The 23,649-nt window shown below is 65.6% G+C and carries 16 protein-coding genes and 1 pseudogene; 11 read left to right on the top strand and 6 right to left on the bottom strand.

Features of this window, described 5'->3' with window-relative positions; translation table 11 throughout:
* Window positions 1-49: 49 nt before the first annotated feature.
* From QE428_RS01480 to QE428_RS01470, 3 genes are all read left to right on the top strand, one after another.
* Entirely contained in the window at window positions 50-3,157 is a 3,108-nt protein-coding gene (locus tag QE428_RS01480; protein ID WP_307462368.1) for an SH3 domain-containing protein, read from the top strand.
* A 132-nt stretch (window positions 3,158-3,289) separates the two neighbouring features.
* A complete protein-coding gene (locus tag QE428_RS01475) occupies window positions 3,290-4,153 on the top strand; it encodes an ABC transporter permease (RefSeq protein ID WP_307462366.1) in 864 nt (287 codons plus the stop codon).
* Window positions 4,153-4,905, top strand: coding sequence for an ABC transporter ATP-binding protein (locus QE428_RS01470; RefSeq protein WP_307462364.1), 753 nt, complete (start codon window positions 4,153-4,155; stop codon window positions 4,903-4,905). The genes QE428_RS01475 and QE428_RS01470 overlap by 1 nt, the downstream gene beginning before the upstream one ends.
* Before the next feature lie 87 nt (window positions 4,906-4,992).
* Here the strand turns inward: QE428_RS01470 and QE428_RS14680 are convergent, their stop codons facing one another.
* Entirely contained in the window at window positions 4,993-5,874 is an 882-nt protein-coding gene (locus QE428_RS14680) for a glycosyltransferase family 2 protein (RefSeq protein ID WP_373457687.1), read from the bottom strand.
* A 76-nt stretch (window positions 5,875-5,950) separates the two neighbouring features.
* Window positions 5,951-7,804, bottom strand: coding sequence for a hypothetical protein (locus QE428_RS01455; protein WP_307462355.1), 1,854 nt, complete (start codon window positions 7,802-7,804; stop codon window positions 5,951-5,953).
* 188 nt (window positions 7,805-7,992) lie between these two features.
* Between QE428_RS01455 and QE428_RS01450 the strand changes: the two genes are divergently transcribed.
* The 4 genes and pseudogenes from QE428_RS01450 to QE428_RS01435 all read left to right on the top strand — a co-directional run bounded on the left by QE428_RS01450 (window position 7,993) and on the right by QE428_RS01435 (window position 11,958).
* The gene (locus QE428_RS01450; RefSeq protein WP_091355915.1) at window positions 7,993-9,123 is read left to right on the top strand and encodes a glycosyltransferase family 2 protein; all 1,131 of its coding nucleotides are present in this window, start codon (window positions 7,993-7,995) and stop codon (window positions 9,121-9,123) included.
* Window positions 9,124-9,226: 103 nt separating this feature from the next.
* Window positions 9,227-10,372, top strand: coding sequence for a UDP-galactopyranose mutase (gene glf / locus QE428_RS01445; protein ID WP_307462349.1), 1,146 nt, complete (start codon window positions 9,227-9,229; stop codon window positions 10,370-10,372).
* A 51-nt stretch (window positions 10,373-10,423) separates the two neighbouring features.
* Window positions 10,424-11,204, top strand: a pseudogene (locus QE428_RS01440) (ABC transporter permease).
* A 1-nt stretch (window position 11,205) separates the two neighbouring features.
* A complete protein-coding gene (locus QE428_RS01435) occupies window positions 11,206-11,958 on the top strand; it encodes an ABC transporter ATP-binding protein (protein WP_307462346.1) in 753 nt (250 codons plus the stop codon).
* 10 nt (window positions 11,959-11,968) lie between these two features.
* Here the strand turns inward: QE428_RS01435 and QE428_RS01430 are convergent, their stop codons facing one another.
* Entirely contained in the window at window positions 11,969-13,141 is a 1,173-nt protein-coding gene (locus QE428_RS01430) for a glycosyltransferase (RefSeq protein WP_307462342.1), read from the bottom strand.
* 42 nt (window positions 13,142-13,183) lie between these two features.
* Between QE428_RS01430 and QE428_RS01425 the strand changes: the two genes are divergently transcribed.
* The 4 genes from QE428_RS01425 to QE428_RS01410 all read left to right on the top strand — a co-directional run bounded on the left by QE428_RS01425 (window position 13,184) and on the right by QE428_RS01410 (window position 19,707).
* Window positions 13,184-14,047 carry an NAD-dependent epimerase/dehydratase family protein gene (locus QE428_RS01425; protein ID WP_307462339.1) on the top strand — a complete coding sequence of 288 codons (864 nt, stop codon included), beginning with the start codon at window positions 13,184-13,186 and terminating at the stop codon, window positions 14,045-14,047.
* Entirely contained in the window at window positions 14,044-14,967 is a 924-nt protein-coding gene (locus QE428_RS01420; RefSeq protein WP_307462335.1) for a lysylphosphatidylglycerol synthase transmembrane domain-containing protein, read from the top strand. Before QE428_RS01425 ends, QE428_RS01420 begins: the two co-directional genes overlap by 4 nt.
* 122 nt (window positions 14,968-15,089) lie before the next feature.
* The gene (locus QE428_RS01415; protein ID WP_307462333.1) at window positions 15,090-18,527 is read left to right on the top strand and encodes a glycosyltransferase; all 3,438 of its coding nucleotides are present in this window, start codon (window positions 15,090-15,092) and stop codon (window positions 18,525-18,527) included.
* A complete protein-coding gene (locus QE428_RS01410) occupies window positions 18,520-19,707 on the top strand; it encodes a glycosyltransferase family 2 protein (protein ID WP_307462329.1) in 1,188 nt (395 codons plus the stop codon). The genes QE428_RS01415 and QE428_RS01410 overlap by 8 nt, the downstream gene beginning before the upstream one ends.
* Window positions 19,708-19,718: 11 nt before the next feature.
* Here QE428_RS01410 and QE428_RS01405 read toward each other — a convergent pair whose 3' ends face one another.
* Genes QE428_RS01405 through QE428_RS01395 form a run of 3 tightly spaced genes read right to left on the bottom strand, consistent with a single transcriptional unit; the run spans window position 19,719 to window position 23,595 of the window.
* Window positions 19,719-20,684: a rhamnan synthesis F family protein gene (locus tag QE428_RS01405; protein ID WP_307462326.1), complete on the bottom strand. Its 966-nt coding sequence runs from the start codon at window positions 20,682-20,684 to the stop codon at window positions 19,719-19,721.
* Complete coding sequence (locus QE428_RS01400; RefSeq protein ID WP_307462324.1) at window positions 20,681-21,667, bottom strand: glycosyltransferase; 987 nt, start codon at window positions 21,665-21,667, stop codon at window positions 20,681-20,683. The genes QE428_RS01405 and QE428_RS01400 overlap by 4 nt, the downstream gene beginning before the upstream one ends.
* Window positions 21,664-23,595 (bottom strand): glycosyltransferase, encoded by a 1,932-nt coding sequence (locus QE428_RS01395; protein WP_307462322.1) that lies wholly within the window; start codon window positions 23,593-23,595, stop codon window positions 21,664-21,666. Before QE428_RS01395 ends, QE428_RS01400 begins: the two co-directional genes overlap by 4 nt.
* Window positions 23,596-23,649: the final 54 nt, after the last annotated feature.

The raw sequence follows: 23,649 nt of genomic DNA, 5'->3' as shown, positions 1-23,649 counted from the left end.
TATCCAGGCTCGACTGGTATCAGGGTTCAACTTCAGTAACACTGTTCACATGAGTCTCACATCTGCCGTGCCCGAACGCTCGCTTCGGCGCATGGCGATGCTGCTCGTGGCGGTACTGTCGCTGGGTGTTCTGATGGCCGTCGCGCCCACATCCGACGCTCGTGCGGCCGAGCTCCCGTCCTCCATCACCGACGGCGGATACATCATCAGCGACCGTGAGTTCTTCAACGGGGGAGCGATGACGGCAGCGCAGGCGCAGTCGTTCCTCGAGGCGAGGGTCCCCTCCTGCAAGGCCACCACGGGGCCGAACTGCCTGCGTGGATTCAAAGCCGACCTCCCCGCCAAGGCGAAGGACGCGTACTGCGATGCGATCGCGGCCAAGAAGGGTGCGCGCGCGTCCGAGATCATCGTCGCCGTCGGCAAGGCCTGCGGGATCAGCCCGAAGGTCATCCTGGTCATGCTCCAGAAGGAGCAGGGCCTCGTCACGTCGACCAAGCCGACCGACTGGAGCTACCGCGCCTCGATGGGCATGAACTGCCCCGACACCGCGCCGTGCAGCGCGGCATCCGCCGGCTTCATCAACCAGGTCTACCTCGGGGCGCGCCAGCAGCAGGTCTACGCGAAGAACCCCACGCGGTACGGCTACCGAGCCGGGCAGGTCAACACCGTCAAGTGGCACCCCGACAGCGCGTGCGGGACGTCGAAGGTCTTCATCAAGAATCAGGCGACCGCGAACCTCTACATCTACACGCCGTACCGTCCCAACATCGCGGCCCTCGCGGCCGGGTACGCGCAGGGTGACGGCTGCTCGAGCTACGGCAACCGAAACTTCTACAACTACTACGTGCAATGGTTCGCGCCCGAGGTCTCGCCGCATGACTCCGGTGCCGCCGCCCGGGTCGACGCCTGCACGGTCCCGGTCGACGCCGACATCGCCGCCGGTTCGGGGACCGCGACCCTCACCGTGGCCTCGACCGCCCGGCGCGCGCCGGTCGCGACCTGCGCGACGGGTGCTCAGAACGTCGCCAAGGGCGCCACGTTCACGGTTACCGGCACCTACGGATCCTGGGTCCGCGTGGTCAGCGGATCGAACCGTCTCTGGCTGCCGAAGACGTCAGTCAAGGTGACGTCCGGAACGCCCGCGGCCGGTGCGTGCGCCGTTCCCGCGGAATCGAGTGTCGAGAAGGCGACGGGCACCGTGGTCGTGACGGCCGACTCGCTCAACGCTCGTAAGGCACCGTCCACGAGTTGCGAGACGGATCGTCGTTCCCTCACCAAGGGGCAGATGTTCGAGCGCACCGCGATCTACGGGGTCTGGTGGCGCCTGCGGGTCGGAGGCGCCGACTACTGGGCGCACAGCGACTACCTGAACGTCCAGTCCGTGGTGGAGCGGCCGTTTGTGAAGGGTCCGTTGCATATCCGGTCGTCTGCGGGTGGGAGTGGTTTGGTTCGGACTCTGGTGACGGGGGACCAGGTTCGGGTGTTGTCGGTCGATGGTGATTGGACGCGGATTCAGGCGGGGTCGTCTTCGGGGTGGGTGGAGTCGCGGATGTTGGTCGCGTCGAAGCCGCAGGTTCCGGTGTCGTCGGAGATGGTGACGTCGGGTTCGGTGGTGTTCCGTTCGGTGATGGCTGAGAACGGGACGGTGATTCAGACGTTGGCGTCGGGCACTGCTGTGGTGGTGATCGATTCGTCGGGTCAGTGGCGGGCGATTCGTGTCGGGACGATCACGGGATGGGTTCCCGCGTCGTCTTTGACGACGGCTGCGCCGCCGGCGCCGCCGGTGGTGGAGCGGCCGTTTGTGAAGGGTCCGTTGCATATCCGGTCGTCTGCGGGTGGGAGTGGTTTGGTTCGGACTCTGGTGACGGGGGACCAGGTTCGGGTGTTGTCGGTCGATGGTGATTGGACGCGGATTCAGGCGGGGTCGTCTTCGGGGTGGGTGGAGTCGCGGATGTTGGTCGCGTCGAAGCCGCAGGTTCCGGTGTCGTCGGAGATGGTGACGTCGGGTTCGGTGGTGTTCCGTTCGGTGATGGCTGAGAACGGGACGGTGATTCAGACGTTGGCGTCGGGCACTGCTGTGGTGGTGATCGATTCGTCGGGTCAGTGGCGGGCGATTCGTGTCGGGACGATCACGGGATGGGTTCCCGCGTCGTCTTTGACGACGGCTGCGCCGCCGGCGCCGCCGGTGGTGGAGCGGCCGTTTGTGAAGGGTCCGTTGCATATCCGGTCGTCTGCGGGTGGGAGTGGTTTGGTTCGGACTCTGGTGACGGGGGACCAGGTTCGGGTGTTGTCGGTCGATGGTGATTGGACGCGGATTCAGGCGGGGTCGTCTTCGGGGTGGGTGGAGTCGCGGATGTTGGTCGCGTCGAAGCCGCAGGTTCCGGTGTCGTCGGAGATGGTGACGTCGGGTTCGGTGGTGTTCCGTTCGGTGATGGCTGAGAACGGGACGGTGATTCAGACGTTGGCGTCGGGCACTGCTGTGGTGGTGATCGATTCGTCGGGTCAGTGGCGGGCGATTCGTGTCGGGACGATCACGGGATGGGTTCCCGCGTCGTCTTTGACGACGGCTGCGCCGCCGGCGCCGCCGGTGGTGGAGCGGCCGTTTGTGAAGGGTCCGTTGCATATCCGGTCGTCTGCGGGTGGGAGTGGTTTGGTTCGGACTCTGGTGACGGGGGACCAGGTTCGGGTGTTGTCGGTCGATGGTGATTGGACGCGGATTCAGGCGGGGTCGTCTTCGGGGTGGGTGGAGTCGCGGATGTTGGTCGCGTCGAAGCCGCAGGTTCCGGTGTCGTCGGAGATGGTGACGTCGGGTTCGGTGGTGTTCCGTTCGGTGATGGCTGAGAACGGGACGGTGATTCAGACGTTGGCGTCGGGCACTGCTGTGGTGGTGATCGATTCGTCGGGTCAGTGGCGGGCGATTCGTGTCGGGACGATCACGGGATGGGTTCCCGCGTCGTCCTTGAAGACTCCGGCGGGTGCCGTCACGAAGGTGACCACTGCGGCCCTTAACCTCAGAGCCGAGCCGTCGACGAGTGGTCGTCTGATCACGACTCTTGCGAAAGACACGCGAGTGACCGTCCTCGGTACGCAGGGTGGCTGGAGTCGAGTGACCGCGGGCTCGTCCACCGGGTGGGTGAGCAGCGACTTCCTGCGCTGATCACCGTGCTCCCGACCCGCCACGCTGAGCGAGCCCTCAGCGTAGTGACGATAGGCCCCGTGTAGTCTTTCCTACGGCCTGAGCGGCCTCGCGGACTGGCCCCAGAGCGCGACAGACGACCGAACGACTGCAGTGAGCAACGCAATAGATCTCAGCGACTACGACGTTCCCGGCCGCGGCCGCGGAATCCTCGACGTCATCCGTTGGCGGTACCTCCTCTCTCTCCTCGTGCAGAAGGGGACGGCGACTCGATATCGGAACTCCGTCCTCGGCTGGACCTGGTCCTACGTGAAGCCGGCAGCCCAATTTGCCGTCTACTACTTCGTAATGGGCATCATTCTGGGTTTGCACCAGAATGTGCCGAACTTCGCGATCTACCTCTTCTGCGGTGTGGTGATGGTGAACCTCTTCAATGAGGCCTTCACAAACGCCACTGATTCGATCGTCGCCAACGGCTCATTGGTGCGGAAGATCTATCTGCCGCGCGAGCTCTTCCCACTCGCCGCGGCCATCGGCGCGGTGATCCACTTCCTGCCCCAGGCAGCAGTGCTCGTCTTGATCTGCCTCATCGCCGGGTGGTCACCGAGTCTGCTCGCCATCGGTGCAGCGCTGCTCGGAATAGTTCTCGTTGTCGTGTGGTCTTTCGGTCTGGGGCTTCTCTTCGCGGGCGTCAATGTGCGATTCCGTGACGCTCACAACTTCGTAGAGATCATCCGGACCTTCTCCACCTGGACGTCACCGGTGCTGTACACCTGGGTGTACGTGCAGACTGCTCTGCCGTCCTGGGGTTTCCACATCTTCATGTCGAACCCCCTCACGGTGGCAGTGGAGCTTTTCCACGTCGGCTTCTGGGACGCCACTGTCGACAAGGGGCACGGCCTGCCGCCCCACTTCCTCGTCTACGTCGTAGCTTCGCTCGTCGTCTCGCTCATCGTCATGATCGCGGGTCAGATCACGTTCCGTCGCTTCGAACGCTCCTTCGCTCAGGATCTCTAATGAACGCACCCATCCTCCAAGAGACGTCCAAGCGGCCGTCCATCATCGTCGACCACGTTTCCAAGCGATTCCTCCGCCGCAATTCGCACTCCTTCAAAGAAGCGTTCGTCGGCTGGGTGAAGGGAAAGAAGGTACGCGCCGACACCTTCACCGCCCTCGATGACATCAGCATGCAGGTGGGCGAAGGGGAGTCCGTGGCGGTTCTCGGACTCAACGGATCGGGCAAGTCGACGACTCTCAAACTGGTCTCAGGTGTGCTTGAGCCCGATGTCGGGAGGGTGTTCACTCGGGGACGCGTAGCCGGACTCATCGAAGTGGGCGCGGGGTTTCACCCCGACCTGACCGGCCGGGAGAACGTCTACCTGAACGCGGCAATCCTCGGCATGTCCAAGACGCAGATCGATCAGCGATTCGACGACATCGTCGCCTTCTCTGAGATCGGAGACTTCATCGACCAGGAAGTGAAGCATTACTCCTCTGGCATGTTCATGAGGCTCGCGTTCTCGGTCGCCATCCATGTGGACCTCGACATCCTCCTCGTCGACGAGGTCCTCTCGGTCGGGGACGCCCCTTTCCGCGCGAAGTGCGCCGAGAAGATCAAAGAGCTGACGGCTCGGGGTATCACCATGCTCGTGGTCAGTCACGACCAGAACATGGTGCAGCAGCTCTGCGAGCGTGGCGTGGTCATCTCGAAGGGTAAGAAGGTCTTCGATGGCCCCATTTCTGAGGCGGTTTCCTACCTTCGGGCTTGATCAGAGGGTGAGGCGACTGCGCGGTGACTCTAGCGCCGTCGGATCCGACGCGTTACCGCCCGGAGGAGCCCGCGGGGGCCGAGGTCGTCACGCAGGCGGGTCTCGACCTCTGCAAGATGGCCGCGGACGCCGTTTTCCACGTCGACGAAACGCTGGTCGATGAACTTCGTCAGGTAGAGCACCAGTCCGGTCCCGTTCGCCTGTACGTACTCGCGGAGCGCGGCGTCGCGAATACGTGCGTCTACAGTGCGGTGCAGGTCGCCTGAGTCGATCACGCTGTTGCCGTCGGCGCCCGAGCTTCCCGTTCGCTGACGCCACTGCACGGCAGGTGCGCCCGGAAGGTACTCCAGCTCCTCGTGCGTGAGCACCTTGAGGTTGAAGGCCCAGTCGCCGACGACGGGGAGCGAGTCGTCGTAGAGCCCGTGCTCCTCGTGCAGCCTCCGGCGGTAGACGAACCCGATCGGCACGAAGCGGTTGAACAGGAGTGTGTCGGAGAGCGACGGCGCCGTCAGATGCTCCTGGAACACCTCTCGGCGTTCTTCCGAGAAACCGATCGCCGTCCCTGGTCTCCCACACGATCTCGATCCGGGAGACGACTCCTGCGCGAGTGGGATGAGCGTCCAGGTAGTCGGTCGCCCGCTGGAGGAAGTCGGCATTCCACGTATCGTCGTCGTCGTGGAGGACGAGGAGTGCGGCGCGCGCGGCGAGCACACCGGCGTTGGCGCTGCGCCAGCGGCCGCGGGATTCGGGCGAGTCGATCACCGTCGTCCGGGCGCGGAAGGCATCGTCTCGCGCTGCGACCAGGCCCGCAACAGTTTCGGGGTCACCGCCGTCGTTGACGATGATGCACTCCCACGAGGCCAAAGTCTGGGCCGCGATGTCCGCCAGAGCGCGCCGCAAGTAATCCGGGCGGTCTTTCGTGCGGACGATGATCGACACATCGGGGTCGTCGACTCGGGCGTCGGTCATTGCGACATCTCCTTCTCGTGAGGAAGACGCACTCTCATCGCGACAGGGCGTCCACGCAGGTGGCGGGGGTCACGGCTCACTCGCCGTGGACGGCATCCAGTTCGGCGGGGGTGAGGAGACGCCCCTTGGCCTTGAGCTCATCCTGCACCGGCCCGGGGAGCACCCAGAGGCGATAGATGTAGTCGACGCCACCGTCGTAGGCGAGCGCCCCGAGGGAATCCGCCTCGGGCCAACGGTCGCAGGAGACGACGAACGGAGTATCCGGCTTGTCTCCCTTTGCGATCTGGACGAGGTGGACGACGCGCGGCGAGAGCCAATAGGGCAACCAGTTCGTCATCTGGTGAACGGCGAGGGAGGAGTCGCGACAGCTTCGGTCGAAATCGACCTGGAGCAGGTCGTCACCCGGAAGGACCTGTTCGGCGTCTTGGACCGCTGCCGTGACCCTGGCCGGGTAATCCCGTGACTGCGACGGGTCGGCCGCGACGGACATGCCCGCGATGACGACGGTTCCGAGGACCACGAGTGTCCGAGGTCGTGTGCGCAGAAGAAGGAAGGAGGCGACGCTCAAGACGACGAAGATCGAGGCGTACAGCCAGAACCGGTTCTGGTTGGTGAACGATGGGACCAGCGGAAGCGGGAACGGCTGGCCGGTGGGGAAGAAACGATCCCAGGTGAGGATGGCGGCGGCGTTGGCGGGCCCGTCCAGGTTGCCCCAGGTCGGTACGTTCGGTGCCACCCAGAAGACGACGACGGCACACGTGGCAAAGGTCACTCCGAGCGCGGCGCCGATGACCGGCCGACTCAGCGCTCGGAGCAGCGCCACGAGGGCCACCACCACGATCAGGGTCGCGATCGGATCCAGATAGCGCGTGTAGATGCTGGCGTCGAACCGGACGCCCGGCACCGGACGGAGGAACGGGGAGTCCGCCCACGACGCGACGCTGATGAGGACGGTGATGAGGGTCAGGCCGACGAGGAAACCGCCGATCCCGACGTGGAGCGCGCGCACTTCCCGCCAGGCCCAGATGACGATGATCAGCAGACCGACGCCGAAGAGGCCGGCCGTCCCGACGAACTGCGCCCAGATCTGAGTGGCGGTGACGCGGACGATGTCGCCCGGCGTCGCGGAGAGGAGTCCGGAAATGAGGTTGTCGCCCTGGCTGAACTTGTTGAGGAGGACGGCCTCATGAATCCACGCGGCAATCTGCCTGACCGCGACGAAACCCGCTCCGAGGAGGACGAGGCCCCACAGGGCTTGACCGATGTTCCGCCGGAAGAAGAGGACGAGCCACACCGCCGCCACCACAACGAAGGTGAGGGCACGGGCGTGCACGAAGAAGGTCGCGGTGACCGAGAGGGAGAACAGCGTCATCCGACCCCACGTCGGCTGTTGCCAGAGAGCCACCGCTGCAAGCAGCATCCACGCCATGAAGAAGACCAGCGGCTTCTCGGAGAGGACGTAATCGGCGTTCACGACGCGACCGGGTAGGCACATGGCCAGTCCGCCGATCGCGACACCCTGCCAGAAGGTGACGCCCAGCCGCTTCGCGGTCAGGGCGAGCGGGATGATGGTGGCCACTGCGATCGCGTTCCCCAGGACGATCGCGATGAAGTAGACGGCCCCGGCATCGTGCGTGAACCACCAGATGGGGGCCATGATGAACGACCAGCCGGGGTAGTAGCCGGCACCGGTCATCGGGGTGACGTTGTGGTCTCCTGAGATCCACCGAGCCATCTGCAGGACGTGATTCTCGTCCCAGGGCGTGCGGGGAGCGATGGCGCTGCGTGCCACCTGCCAGTGGAGGCCTATGCACACCGCCACGATCACGAGCGCGGTGATCCGCCAGAAGAGCGGATGTGCGTCGGGGGAGCGTCCCGCCTCGCCCCGGCGGGTGAACGCGGCGGGCATGGCGATGGTCTCTAGGGCCACGAAACGTATCTCTTCTCTTCGGGGGCGTTGTCCCGGAGCCATGTTAGCGGCGGAGTCGGGACCGGACCTGGAAGCGCTCTCGTGCGCCCACGGAGGCGATGGAGGTCCCGCCGGTAGACTGACGGGGTCGCACGGCCGGGGGACGCTCCGGTGAGGTGCGAGGCCGTGACTACGAAGGAACCAAACCGATGCGCCTGTTCGTGCAGATCCCCTGCCTCAATGAGGAGCAGACCCTCCCTCTCGTCCTCGCCGGCATCCCCAAGGAGATCCCCGGAATCGACGAGATCCACATCCTCGTCGTCGACGACGGGTCGAGTGACCGCACGGTGGAGGTCGCCCGTTCGCTCGGTGTCGAGCACTTCGTGTTCCACACGCGCAACATGGGCCTTGCTCGGTCGTTCCGAGACGGCGTCGACTACGCCCTCCAGCACGGCGCCGACATCGTCGTCAACACGGACGGCGACAATCAGTACCCCCAGGAGCGCATCGCAGATCTGGTTCAGCCGCTTCTGCGCGGCGAGGCCGACATCGCGATCGGCGACCGCCAGACCAAGACGATCGAGCACTTCTCCGGTTTCAAGAAGGTGATGCAGGGCGTCGGCAGCTCCGTCGTCAACTTCGCGGCCGAGACGGACCTGCCGGATGCCGCGAGCGGCTTCCGCGCCTATTCGCGCGAATCGCTCATCCGACTGAACGTCGTGACGCAGTTCAGCTACTGCATGGAGACGATCATCCAGGCGGGCAACAAGCGACTTCGCATCGCGAGCGTGCCGATCAAGACCAACCCCAAGACGCGGGAATCGCGTCTGTTCAAGAACATCTTCCAGCACATGGCGCGCTCCGGTCAGGCCATCATGCGCAGCTACATCATGTTCAAGCCGCACGCGGTGTTCCTGACCCTCGCCGTGGTCTTCGCCATCGGGGCGCTGGTGCCGTTCGGTCGGTTCCTGATCCTCACCTGGTTGGGACTCGCCGGTGAGCACATCCAGTCGCTCATCTTCGGTTCCGCGATGCTCGTGGGTGCGCTCCTGAGCGTCGCGCTGCTGGTCATCTCCGACATGCTCCGGACGAACCGGACCCTGATGGAGGATGCCCTCGAGCGCATCAAACTCGTCCAGTACTCGCCGGAGCGTCTGCTCGATCCGAACGACGTCAGCGATGCGGACATCTCCCGCCACCCGTCCGTCCCGCTCGCCCCGCACGCGGCGGGCGTCGCACCCGTCACGGGCGGTGTACCGATCGCGGGGGCGCGGATCGCGCATGAGGAGTCGGTCGGCGTCGTCGACGACGACCCTGCCGAGGCCACGCGCGTCCGGTGATCGCCGCACCGCACGGTTAGTATGGGTCGCCTGTGACTGCGCGCCGTCGATGGCGTGGGAAGCGACTGTGAGCCTCCGGCTCGAGAAATGAAGGTATCGGAACATGGATCTGCTCGTCGTCGGCTCAGGGTTGTTCGGTCTCACGATTGCCGAGCGTGCAGCGGAGGCAGGACGCAAGGTCACCATCATCGACCGTCGCTCCCACATCGGCGGTAACGCGTACAGCGAGAATGAGAAGACGACGGGGATCGAGGTGCACCGTTACGGTGCGCACCTCTTCCACACGTCGAACGCCCAGGTATGGGAGTACGTCAACCGATTCACGAGCTTCACCAACTACGTGCACCGCGTCTACTCGACCCACGCCGGTCAGGTGTACGCGCTTCCGGTCAACCTCCACACGATCAATCAGTTCTTCGCCGCGTCCTACACGCCCGACGAGGCACGCGAGCTGATCCGCGAGCAGGCGGGCGAGTTCGACGTGAAATCGGCGCGAAACTTTGAGGAGAAGGGCATCGCGCTGGTCGGACGTCCGCTGTTCGAGGCGTTCTTCCGCGACTACACCGCGAAGCAGTGGCAGACCTCGGCGAGCAAGCTCTCGGGCGACATCGTCAGCCGCCTCCCCGTGCGTTACAACTACGACAACCGCTACTTCAACGACACGTGGGAGGGCCTTCCGACCGACGGCTACACCGCGTGGCTCGAGCGGATGGCCGACCACCGCAACATCGAGGTTCGCCTCGAGACGGACTTCTTCGACGCGTCGCAGCCCTTCAACAAGGCGGCGACCGTCGGCCAGCTTCCGATCGTCTACACCGGCCCGGTGGACCGCTACTTCGACTTCACGGAAGGCGAGCTCGCGTGGCGGACGCTCGACTTCGAAGAGGAAGTCCTCGAGGTCGGCGACTTCCAGGGCACACCGGTCATGAACTACCCGGACGCTGACGTCCCCTACACCCGCATTCACGAGTTCAAGCACTTCCACCCGGAGCGCAGCGATGTCTACCCGACCGACCGCACGGTGATCATGCGCGAGTACTCGCGCTTCGCGACGCGGGCGGACGAGCCGTACTACCCCGTCAACACGCAGGATGACCGTGCCGGCCTTCTGGCGTACCGGGAGCTCGCGAAGGGTGAGAAGGACGTCCATTTCGGCGGCCGTCTGGGGACGTACCAGTACCTCGACATGCACATGGCCATCGGGTCCGCACTGTCGATGTGGCGGAACGACTTCGACGGCACGGACTGAGCGCACCCGCGCCGTGCGACCCGAGTCCCTGATCCCCCCGTGTCCCCGCGGATGAGCGGCCGACGGTCCGCGCGCGGACGATACCTCCACTCGCTGTGGTTGTTGTCGGCGCGAGATCTGCGGGTCCGCTACGCGACGAGTTGGCTCGGCTACCTGTGGTCGATCCTGGACCCGTTGGTGATGAGCCTGATCTACTGGTTCGTCTTCACCCAGGTGTTCGACCGGACCGTCGGCGCGACGCCGTACATCGTCTTCCTCCTGTCCGCCCTCCTGCCGTGGGTGTGGTTCAACTCGACCGTCACCGATTTCACCCGCGCGTTCACGAAGGATGCGCGGCTCGTCAGGTCGACGTCCATCCCGCGGTCGATCTGGGTGAACCGGATCATCCTCAGCAAGGGCATCGAGTTCCTCCTCGCGACGCCGGTGCTCGCGGCGTTCGCCGTGTTCTCCGGAGCCACGGTGGGATGGGGCATCCTCCTCTTCCCGCTCGGCGTCCTTCTCCAGACGGCTCTCCTGGTGGGCATCGGCCTCCTCATCGCGCCGCTGTGCGTTCTCTTCACGGATCTCGAGAGGACCACGCGCCCTCATCCTGCGCGCGCTGTTCTACGCGTCTCCGGTCATCTACGCCCTGGACGACCTACCGGGCGCCTTCGCCACGGTCGGCGCGTTCAACCCGCTCGCGGGCGTCTTCGTGCTGTACCGGACCGGGTTCTTCCCCGACCAGTGGGACCCGTACGCGGTGCTCATCTCGGTCCTCATCACTGTCGCTCTCCTCGTCGTCGGCGCATTCTCGTTCCGCCGACTGGAACGCCCTCTCCTGAAGGAACTCTGAGATGACCGACGAGGCAGTGGCGGTCGCCATCGAGGTCGACGACCTCGGGGTGCGTTTCCGGCGCAACCGCAGGGGCCGGCGCAGTATCAAGGACATGTTCGCGGATGCGTCTCGCCGGTCGCGCCCGGGGGAGTTCTGGGCCCTGCGCGATGTGAGTTTCCGAGTGGATGCCGGTGAGTCGATCGGCGTCGTCGGCAAGAACGGGCAGGGGAAGTCGACCCTGCTCAAGCTCGTCGCGGGTGTCCTTCTCCCCGACGAGGGCAGCGTCCGCGTCCACGCCGGGGTGGCCCCCCTCATCGAACTGACGGGCGGATTCGTCGGCGACCTCACGGTGCGCGAGAACGTCCGCCTGACCGCGGGACTGCACGGGATGACGGCGGCCGAGGTGGCGGCCCGGTACGACGAGATCATCGCCTTCGCAGAACTGGAGCAGTTCCAGGATGCGCCGTACAAGCACCTGTCGAACGGGATGAAGGTGCGCCTGGCGTTCTCCGTGGTGTCGCAGCTCGATGAGCCGATCCTCCTCGTCGACGAAGTGCTGGCGGTCGGCGACCGGGCCTTCCGCGCGAAGTGCTACCAGCGGATCGACGAACTCCTCGCGGAGGGCCGGACCCTCTTCTTCGTGAGCCACAACGAGAAGGACCTGCGTCGCTTCTGCCGCCGGGGGCTTTACATCCGGGATCACCAACTGGTGGCCGACGGGCCGATCGACGAGATCATCTCTCAGTACAACGCCGACAACCCGATCCCCTGACCGCCCGGCCTCAGCGGCCGAGGACGGTGGAGAGCAGAGCGCGGTACTTCTCGACGGTGGCGGGGATCGAGTATTCGTGTGCGCGGTCACGCGCCGCGTCCCCGAGGCGTCGGCGGAGCGCGGCGTCGCCGTCCAGCCGGGCCAGGGCGTCGGCGAGGGCGCGTTCGTCCTCGGCAGGGACGACGAGACCGGATGCCTCGTCCTGCACGGCCTCGTTGAGGCCGGGGAGATCCGACACGACCACCGCGCGGCCCGAGCCCATCGCCTCGAGCAGGGCGACCGGGAGACCGTCCTGATCGCCGGACGCCGCCCGCCGGGAGGGGAACGCGACGACGTCGGCCGCGGCGTACCGCTCCATAAGGGCATCCCGGCCGAGCTGTCCGGCGAAGGCGACGGGGAGCCCGTCCGCCGCGCGGCGCAGAGAGTCCATCTCGGGACCGTCACCGACGATGACCAATTCGTAGGCGAGGTCCGAGCTCCGCAGAGCGCGGAGGAGGACGTCGAAGCCCTTCTTCTCGACGAGGCGCCCGACCGCAAGGACGCGGAGCGCCCCGCTGCCGCTGACGGTTTCGACGTCGCTGAGATCGTCCTGCAGGTGGGCGCCCATCGGCATGACGTGAGTGGTCTCGGGTGTGCTGCCGAGCTCGATCGCCTTGTCGCGCATGTCCTGGTTCATCACCGTCACTGCGCGAGCGTTCCGCAGGACCCAGGACTTCGCTGCCCGCAAGGGCTTGGCGCCGAGCGCGTAGAGGTCGCCGCCGAGCGTTGTCACGATCATCGGGACGCGCCCGCCGACCGCTCGCGCCACCACGCCTTGGGGGATGATCCAGTGGGCGTGGACGACGTCCGGACGGAACCGCCGGACTTCGCGCCTGACGGCGATCGCCTGACCGAGGAGGAAGAACGGGACCTGCACGAGGCGGGACCGCCGGGAGCGCACGTTCTCGAGGATCGCGCCGTCGGCCAGGTCCTCCCAGCGTCGGGGGAAGAAACGGTAGCGGACGACGTCCACCGAGTCGGACAGACGCTCGCGCGGAGCTCCGCCCGGCACCGCGGGTGCGAGGATCCGCACGTCGTGGTCGGAGCCGAGGCCGAGGGCGAGATCAGCGACGAACGCCGGGGTGCCGTCGCCCGTCCGCGCGGGGAACGTCGATGTCAGAACGAGCACACGGGGCTTGGGCATAGGATGGAAATCCCGACGTAAGGGGCGGTGGCCAAAATCAAAGTGTATGACATCTCGGTTGTCGGGTCCGCGGGGTTCCTGGGCTCGGCGATCGTCCGGATCGCGAGTTCCGGGGGAAGCCGTGTCGCCGAGTTCGGCCGTTCCCGCCCCGTCATGACCGACGGCGTACTCGATTCCGACGCGGCATCCAGTCGACACCTGGTGTGGGCGGCCGGATCGCTCAGCCCGTTGCTGGCTCACGAACGGCCCGATCTCGTCGAGGACGAGCTCGACGACTTCCGCAGTGTCCTCGATGCCGTCTCCGCCGCGTCGCCCGATCAGCACGTCGTACTCCTCGGCTCGGGGGGCACCGCCTATGACATCCAGGACCCGGCTCCGCACTCCGAGACCTCCCCAGTAGGCCCGTCGTCAGCCTACGGACGGTACAAGGTGGCGCAAGAGGACGTGCTCCGCGCCTCCGGGCTGAGCCACACCGTCCTGCGGGTGGCGAACGCCTATGGGCCCGGGCAGAAGGGCGCGCGAGGCCAGGGTGTCCTGGCATTCTGGATGCGCGCGATCCTGCAGGGGGAGTCGATCAAACTCCTCGGCTCTGGGGACGTGGCCCGGGACTACGTCTACGTCGACGACGTCGCTCGAGCCGTTACGGCGGTGGCCGGCACCGAGGCCGCCCCGCCGCTTCTGAACGTCGGCTCCGGAGTGCCTACCAGCCTCGATGAGCTGCTGAGCGTCCTGCGGTCGGTCGTCGGCGACAGCCACCCGTTCGACGTCGAGCACCTGCCCGCGCGTGGTGTCGACGTCCCCTCGACGTGGCTGAATGTCTCGGAAGCGGCACGGAGCATCGGCTGGGAGGCTCGCACCCCTCTCGAGGACGGCGTCCGCCTCATGTGGAACTGGCTCGTCGAATGAAGCGGGCGATCATCCGCTGGGCGTTCGTAGCCGTGGCGCTGGTTCTTCTCGTCGTCGCGGTCGTCGCCTCGTGGGACAGCTTCATCGACGCGTTGCAGGATCTCGATCTGGGCGTCGTGGCGCTCGCCGCTCTCTGCTGCATCGTCGGACTGTTCGCGAACGGACTGTCGTGGCGGGCCATCATGCGCTCCGTCGGTCTCGAGGTCCCGCTGCGTGACTCGACGCGTGTGTTCATGATCTCGCAGGTCGGCAAATATGTTCCGGGTGCGGTGTGGCCGGTTCTCGCTCAGGCGGAATTCGCGCGAGACCACGGGATCTCACGTCCGCGATCGCTCACCGCGTCCATCGTCGCAATGCTCGTCGGTGTCGTCATGTCCGGGGTGGTCGGTGTGCTCGGTCTGGTGCTCTCGGACCCGACCGCGCTCCTTCGCAACTGGTGGGCGATCGTCGTCGCCCTCCTCCTCCTGGCGTGCCTCGTCCCGGCCGTTCTGCGCCGGATCGTCCGTCTCGCCTTCCGAGTGACCCGTCGCAACGAGGAGCCCGTAGCCATCGCGCCCCGCGCACTCGTCGCGTCGGCGGCGTGGTCACTCGTGATGTGGCTGCTGCTCGGACTTCAGGCGTGGCTGTTGCTCGTGCAGCTGGCCCCGGGTGTCGGCTACCCCCTCGCGGCAGGGGCGTTCGCCTTCGCATGGCTCGTCGGGTTCCTGGTCATCATCGCTCCCGGAGGCCTGGGGGCGCGGGAAGCTGCCCTCGTCCTCGCGCTGTCCAGTCTCGTCGGAGCCAGTGCGGCCCTCAGCCTCGCGCTCGTGAGCCGCATCCTCATGACGCTGGCCGACGCAGCCGGCCTTGCGCTGGGCCTGTCGCTGACCACCAGGAAGCAACCCCTCCCACGCGGCGATGAGGCCCAGTCGGATCGCTGATAGAGTCCAGCGCCCGTCCAGCCCGCACCGTGGCCCAGGGTAACCTGGGTCTCGCGTTGGTTCGAAATGTCTGTCCTTTCGAACCTTGGCCGCCATATCAGGATGTGAGAGGAACTGCACGCGTGAAACGGGAGCTTGTGTCGATCGCTCGACGAGTCGGACGCTCCCAGAAGATCAGAGACGTCGTCTCTCGTGTCAACCCGCCCTTCATCCTGTCGGCTCGCGGCATCAACATGATCTTGCGAGAGCACTACTCGATGCAGACGGGGCTGCATTTCGACAGTGACGACGTGGCTGCGCGTCACTACTTCGAGGAGGGGTGGCGATGGGGGATCGTGCCGAACCCGTTCGTCGATGCCCCTGAGGCGCGATTCTCTCTGGTCCGCGCGCAGCTGCTCCGTACGCGCCTGGCAGCCCTCGCTATCGACGCTTCGGTACCGATGCCGTACCCAGTCAGTCGATGGGCGGCCGTCGAAGGAAGCGCGGTAGACCTGACAAGAATGGTCCGCGAGGAGCCGAAGGCACCCGCGATCCGGCTTGGCGGCGCTCGAGTCGGGTGGCGAACGTACGCCGAACGCGCCGTGAACCTCGGGAACGCTGCGCGCCACGCTGTCGAACACGGTCTGATCGATGTGGCCTTCTACGCCGAGCAGGTGGGAGGGCGCACGCCGCTGACCCCGTACTCGGCGCTCGACGACCTGATCGCGAACGGTGAGCTCGATGGGCGGATGCCCAACCCGTTCTTCGAGCCGGAGTGGTACGCCGCCCAGGAGCGTGGGCTCGCGCGTCGCGGTCGCCCCGTCAGCCTCTTCTTGGACTTCATCTCATTCGGTGAAGTCGGTCAAGCGTCCCCGCATTTTTGGGGGCACAGGTATTCACAGACACTGAATGCGCGACCCTCCTCCCTCCTGCGACATTTCCTTGACGATGGGACAGAGGAACAGCATTGTCCATCGTGCCCGGATGTCTCCGTCGTGAGTAGACACGCCGCGGAGGGTGCGATCCGCCGGCGGATCGGGGAATATAACGCGCATCGTTCACTCCTGCACCCGGACAGCGGAGTTCTCGCCCATCACTCTCGGAAGCACGCGCAACACGCGCCAGACGGGAGGGCGATTGTTTTCGTCGATCAGCGGCATCTGCGTTCCGACCTCGACATCTCTCGGCTGCTAGAGCTGAACGGACAGAACCTCCAGGGGTTGCGCATCGTCGTGGTTGCGCATGATGACGCCGCTCTACCACCTCGGTTCGCTGAGGTTCTGGATGATCATCCCCATGTCGATCTTGTGTACCGCCGCCCGTCCGCACCGACGTTCGGTGGGGTCATCGCCGACGTGGTGGCGGCCGCACGTCCGCACGGATGGTCGATTTGGACCCCGGATCAGCTGTGGAAGCCCGATTTCCTCGGCTCTGCGGTCAGCGCCCTGCAGGAGGACGCATCCCTCGGCGCGGTGGCCGTCCTGAGCTCCGACGTGCCGCAGAGCTGGCTGCGAACGAAAGACGCACGGTGGGCGGAGCTCGATGACGGCGTTGGCGTCGTCTTCGCAGGGTCCGGTGAGGAGAGAATCCTTCCTGACCTGAGCCTCGACCTCGGCGTGGGGATGGAAATCGAGATCCGGATCGCTGATGCCGGCGTGCCCTGCGGCTACATCGAGGACTCTCTCGTTCGCCTTCGTGGGCGCTCGGATGGACCGTACGAACGCCGCGCTGCCGGCAATGCTGCGCGAACGGCCGCGTTGGCAACCTTCGACCGGGACCCCGCGCCGGGAGTCGTCGTGGTCGTCCCCACCTTCGAGGACTGGGCCATGACGGTGCGCGCCGTCCGCGCCGTTCTGAGAACGACCGACGAACCGACGCGGATCAACGTCGTCGACAATGGGTCGCGACGGCCGGTGGCGAGTATCCTCACGGCGGTTTTCGCGGGGGAATCCCGAGTCCATGTGCGACGGCTCCCGCGGAATCTGGATTTCGCGCTCGGCTCGAACATCGGCGCCTCCGATGGCGCGAGTGAGATCGTGGTCTTCCTCAACAACGACACGGAGCCTCAGGAGGGGTGGCTGGATCCACTCGTCGACACTCTCGCGGACCGATCGAATATCGCCGTCCAGCCGCTTCTGCTGTACGGCGACCGCACCGTTCAGACCGCGGGAACCGTGTTTTTCGGTGGCCCGGTCATGCCGATGCATCTTCTTCCCACGGTTCACCCGATTGATGTTCCGGACTCCCTTGGCGACTACTCGTTCTCCGCGTTGACTGCAGCATGCCTCGCCGTCAGATACGACGACCTCAGGGCGGTCAAGGGCTTCGACACCCACTACGTGAATGGCATGGAGGATGTCGACCTTTGCCTGAAGCTGCGTGAGCGCGGCAATCTGCGAGTGCGAACCGGTTCGCGTGTTTTGCACTACGAAGGGCGGACGCCCGGACGGACGTCCAACCAGTTCGCCAACCGTTCGCGCTTTGCACGCGTATGGCGCGAGACATTGAGCACCCTTGACGATCGGGAACTCCTGCGCAGCAGTTCCGTGACGCTGGAATCCGTGAGCTTCTCTCATCCGCCGGGCAGCCCACTTCTCGAAGCCAAGGTGATGTACCGCCAGCGCGATACGGCTGCAGTTCTCTCGGATCGGCCACAGACACTTAGGTGGGCCATCAAGACTCCAGCGACGCCGGACCATTGGGGAGACTCCTGGGGTGACACGTACTTCGCCCACTCCCTGGCAACGGCATTGCGCGGGCTCGGGCAAGAGGTCGTCGTTGATCGAAGCACGTCGCTGTACCGCCCATCGGCGAGATGGGATGACGTAACGCTGACTTTGCGTGGACTCGTTCCATTCGTTCCCCAGCCCGATTCGGTCAACCTGCTGTGGATCATCAGCCACCCGGAACTGATCACCCGTCAAGAGGTGCGCAGTGGGTTCGACGCGGTCTTCGCAGCCGGGGGTGTGTGGGCAGAGCGAATGACGGCTGAATGGGGATTCCCGATTCGTACCCTGTTGCAAGCGACGGATACGACCCTGTTCAATCCCGAGGTTGAAGCGGACCAGGGCGGCGGAGTGCTGTTCGTCGGGCGGACGCGTGGTGTGGCACGTCAGATCGTCCTGGACGCCATCGCAGCGGGTGCGGATCTCCGAGTTCACGGGGACGACGGCTGGGAGAACTTCATCGATCCGAGGTTCGTCAGCAGTTCAGGAATACCGAACGCCCTCGTCCCGGCGGCGTACGCGGGTGCGGATGTCGTCTTGAATGACCACTGGCGCGAGATGGCAGAGGCCGGTTTCCTTTCGAACCGTCTGTTCGACGCCGCGGCAACGGGTGCCAGGATCGTGAGCGATCCGGTGCCGGGCATGGCAGAAGTGTTTGGGGCGCAAGTGCAGACCTACGGCGACATCGACGAACTTCGGGGTTTGCTTTCCCCCGAAACGGAGTCGTGGCCGACGCCTCAGGAGCTGTTGACCTCTGCTCGCCGCGTCGTGCAAGACCATTCTTTTGAAGCCCGGGCTCGAGTGCTTCTCGACATAGCGCTGCTGGCGCGTAAGGAGCGTTCTGGGCGTGCGTGAATTCAAGGTCGTCATGACGGTGATGGTCCGCGACGAAGCCGACGTCATCGCCGCGATGTTGGAGCATCACTTGGCTCAGGGAATCGATCTCATCCTCGTGACCGATAACGGTTCGGTTGACGGGACTCGGCAGATCCTCGCGGAGTATGAGCAATCCGGCCGCGTCATCGTCTCCGACTACCTCGCTCATGACAAGAATCAGACTGCGGTCGTGTCGGCGATGGCCTCGCGCGCCGCGACCGAGTTCAACGCCACCTGGGTCATCAACGCGGACGCAGATGAGTTCTTCATCCCCACGAACCCGGAGACGACGCTGAAGGAGGCTCTTCAGCACACACCCACGGGTGTGGGGTCCTTCTCCGTTCCCGTGGTGAACATGACGGGCGAGCCTGCGGCCCGTGGCGGTTGGGTGAATCGACTCGTCCTCCGCGATAAGCGCGAGGAGGGCTCCTTGATGGAGACAGTCGCCCTGCACGCTCACCCGAGCGACGACGTCATCCACATCGGTCGCCCGGGCGTCACCGTCCAGCAGGGCAATCACGGTGTCGACATTCCCAGTCTGGGGCGGCCGTCCGCCGAATATGACATGGAGGTGCATCACTTTCCGTGGCGAACCTATGAGCAATACAGCACGAAGGTGATGAACACAGGGCTTTCGTACGACGCGAATCCGCTCCTCAACCCGAGCCCACGTCACCACGGGATGCGCGATTACAGGCTGCTGCGAGCCGGCCTGCTCGAAGATGTCTATCTTCACCGCCACCCGTTTTCTGGTGATGAGAAGGGCTTCTCGCCCGACGATCGCGTCGCCCGAGGTTTGCACCGTCTCCTCGAAGGCGGAGCCGCGGTCCACCCGAGCCTTCTGGAGAGCGCGCTGTCCGATGAGTGGGGATCGTACGACGACGTCCGCCGCCGGCGCGCCAAGGAGGTGTCCGAACTCGTCATCCCCCTGGTCGTCGAAGAGGTCGGCGCCAGCACGCGGTGGCGGGATCTTTATCGAGGCGAGGCCGCCCGTCGTCTCCGCGCGGAGCGCGACGCCGATGAGCTACGTCGAGAATTGCGGGGGTCTTTGCCCACGCGCCTCGATGCAAGACGCACACGAGTGAGGCGATTCGCCGCCTTGCCGGGGCGTGTCGCGCGGTACGCGGCTCGGCGCCTACGCAGGGCGCTCGGCCGCTGACGCGTCGTCGTCTAACGGGCGCGGTACCCGATCCACGAGGGCTCACTCTTCGGTACTCGGGCGGGCTTGTAGTTCTCGTCAGGGCGAGCGGGGTACGCGAATGCCGAGTCGCGAAGGTAGCGTCGAACTCCATCGAATTCAAAGGGGAAGCGCCGCTCGCATGCGCGCAGCAACCGAGCCGAATCGAGCCAATAAGGATCGAACCTCAGCGTGTCCATCTTCACGAGAGGCAATCTCCTGTCGTCGAGGACAAGGTCGGCCAGGGAAGCGGCCCAGTTCGACTTATCCGCCTCATCGGGATCGGCAACGTTCGTGTGATCGAACAGGTCTTCCAGGCCTTGGAACCGGCGCGGATAGACGTCGCGGCGCGTACGAAGCTGATGGAGCGTGCGCGCATTCGCCAGGAGACGCTCCTCGCGAGTGGGCTGCAGGTACGCCTGGAGGGCGAATCCCGCCTCCCGCATGGTCCGGCTGATTCCGATCTCGTGCTCGAGAATCGTGCGGCGACGATCCGGGGCAGCGTGGAACGTTTTCCAGAACGTTCGAAACGCGGGCGACGCGACGGCCTTCCGGTGGAAGTACAGAAAGTAGCTCTGCAGGTGTTCGGCATGGCGCGAGGATTTCGTCATTCCCCATACGTCAGCGCCGCGTGACGTCATCGTCGCCCGAATCTTCGCCAGGTCGTCGATCACACTCACGTAAGAGTCGTTGGTGAGAAGAACGTCCTCGTAGTCAGCGCCATAGTCGCAGGCCGCGAGGACGTCGTGCCAGGAACCGAAGTCCTGCCCGACGTTGCGACGGTGGAGGATCCGAGCGCGGCTCAGCACTTCCGCCCGATCGTTTCCGCTGACCGGGGTCGTTGTCGAGAGGACAACCTCGTGACCCGCCGCCACGAGGACATCGAGTTGACGAAGGACGTGATCTGCTACACGACCGGTCGGATTGAAGTGCGCGACGACGGCCAGACGCCGAGTCATGGGGCGCTCGCCAGAGGAGGCATGGGCTGCCACGTGCGGTCGCGGGCGATGCGTCCGCCGTCGCGCAGACCGCGGACGAGGTTGCTCGTCCCACGGACGGTGCGCTCGACGAAAAGCAGGCGGATCAGTTCCTTGCCGAACGTCAGCGTCGTGCCGAGACCGAAGAGCACGGGGTTGTAGATGCCGTGGACGCGGTAGTACTGCTTGATGAGGGCGCGATTGCGCATGATGTAGTAGCGGTACGCGTTGCTCGACGCGTTCATGTGCCGGATGCCCATGTCCCACTGCTTGATCTCACGTGTGCGCCGCAGGACGAATTCGTCGACGATGACGGATGTCGTGTGCCGTGAGGCCAGCCATCCGTAGACCTGATCGTCCCAGTAGATGAAGAACCGCGGGTCGGGGAGGCCGATGCGCTCGACGATGTCGCGGTGGATGAACATCCCCTCGAAGCATCCCGAGTTCATCTCCTTGTAGCCGGATTCCGTGAAGCCGGCAGGAGCGAACGGGATCGGGATGCCCATGCGCTCTGCCACGCGGTACTGCCAGTAGAACTCGCTGCCGTCGTAGTCGTAGCGGCGGCCCTGGATGCTCCGGAACCGGGGCGCCCAGCGCCCCATCTTCGCCAGGCCGTCGGGGAGGACCTCGACGTCGTCGTCCATCAGCCACATCCATGTGGATCCGAGCTCGTAGGCGACGCGCATGCCTTCGCTGAATCCACCGGACCCACCCGTGTTGGTCTCGAGGCGTCGATATACGAGCTGCGTCCCGAGCTTGTCGCGGAAGGACTCGACAACCTCAGCCGTGTCGTCCGCCGAAGCGTTGTCGACGACGACGACGTGCCCCGGCTTCGGGTCGAGCGACGTCAGACTCGTGAGGAGCCGGGTCAGCAGGTGAGAACGGTTGTACGTGACGATGGCGATCGTCGCGGAGGCGGGGTCGAACGTCTCCTGTGCCGACGGGCGCCGCTCCGAGGCGTTCACTTGTTCTCTTCGAACACGCGGCGCCAGGCCTCGGGTGAGACCAGGCCGGGGAGCGCCTTGCGATACTGCGCCGCCAGCTTGGCCCACCGGCGCTGCAGACGCCGGTGGAGGATCACGCTCTCCACCAGCTGCTTGCGGAACAGTGCGCGGTTGCGGGTGTAGATCTGCTTTCCGCTGCCGTCGGCGGCGCTGACGAGCACGCTGTCATACCGGGGGATACGCCACCAGTTCGCGTCGCCCTTGCCGAACTCCACCTCGGGAGTACGAAGGTTGACCCTCTTCGGAGTGTGGAACCAGTGCGACGCGAGCGAGACACCGGTGAATGCACGGAGGAGGATGCCGGTCGGGCTCGATGACGTGTCCTTCACCCTGTCACGCTCGGCGCGGCGGGGAACACTGAATACCTGACGGCCCTTGCGGGAGCGCAGGATCGCGTCGACGTCCTTATGGACCGTCGTCTCGGGGAAACGCGAGGCGGCCGTCCGTGCGGCGGGCATGGCCGTGTCCAAGGACCGGAACATGTGGGCCGGGCCCGACAGGACGTCTCGGAGGGCGGCGGCGCGCAGGTGCGTCGGGTAGTACTGCATCATCATCAGATGCTTGATGTCGACGCGGCGGCTGTGACGGATGAGCGTGCCGCCGCGCGGCGTCTGGGAGTGCAGGAGGCCCGCGACGACGCGGTTGCGCACGTGGAAATACGCTTGCCAGTCGATCGCGTCGTCCTTGCCGAGCCATGACACGTGCCACAGCGCGACGCCCGGCAGCGAGACGGTGGCGTACCCGGCCTCACCCGCGCGGAGGCAGTACTCGGCGTCGTCCCACTTGATGAACGCCGGCAGGGAGAGGCCGATCTCGCGAACGGTCTCCATGGGGATGAGGCACATCCACCAGCCGTTGTAATGAGCGTCCATCCGCATGTGCAGCGTCGGCGTCTGTCGCAGGTTCTGGGCGCCGAAGTCGTGCGGCATCCGCTCCTGGAACAGGTTCCGCCACATGAAGGGCTTGTCGTCGACGACCTCGGCCCACGCGTGGAGCTTCGGGCGATCGAGCAGATCGAACATGTGCCCGCCGACGATCGTGGGAGTGGTCGTGAAGCGGCCGAAGACGATCGATCGGCGCAGGGCTTCGGGCTCGATCCGGACGTCGTCGTCCAGGAGCTGGACGAAGTCGCTGTCGGGACGATCGAGGGTCTCGAGCATGGCCCGGGCGAAGCCGCCCGAACCGCCGAGGTTCGGCTGGGTGATGACCTGGAGCGTCTCGCCGAGGCCCTCGGCGATCGCCGGGTACTCCTCGCGTGCGTCGACGCGCTTGTCGCCCTGATCGATGACGAAGATGCGGTCGATGTTCTCGAGCACGTCGGGCGCATCGATCAGGCTCTGCAGGGTCTCGACGCAGTATTCGGGCTTGTTGTACGTCGTGATGCCGATCGACGCCTTGCCGCCTCGAGCGGGCTCCTGATCCGTGCTCCAGATCCCGCTGCGGAACGTGACGTCCTGCGTATCGGCCACCACGTCGAACCAGATCCACCCGCCGTCGGTGTACTGCGTCAGATCGAGGTCGACCTCGGTCGTCGACTCGCCCGACACCTCGTGGGTGACGATCCGCTGGCGGATGCCCCCGCCGTTCGACCGGTAGACGAGCAGGGTGGCCTCGCCCGAGAGCTCCACCGTGAGGCGGATGCGTCGCACCGACGTCCAGTGCTGCCAGTACGACGCGGGGAAGGCGTTGAAGTACGTCGCGAACGACATGCGGCGTCCCGCGGCGATGCGCGCGCGACGCCTGTCGAGCACGTCGCCCAGCTGCGCGTTGGCGCTGACGCGGACGCCTTCGCCCTCGATGGTCGACCACGTCTCGGGGTCGAGGTAGAGGGGGAGGATGTCGGGGTCGCGGTCGACGGGGAAAACGACGTTGGCGAGGACGTGGGTCAAGTGATCTCTCCGTGTTGGCGGCGCGGCGCACCGGACTGCGGGGCCAGCGATGAT

Source organism: Microbacterium sp. SORGH_AS_0505, from assembly GCF_030818715.1.
GTDB lineage: Bacteria > Actinomycetota > Actinomycetes > Actinomycetales > Microbacteriaceae > Microbacterium.
Note: the sequence above shows the minus strand (reverse complement) of the source record. Positions and strands in the feature narration are given on the sequence as shown.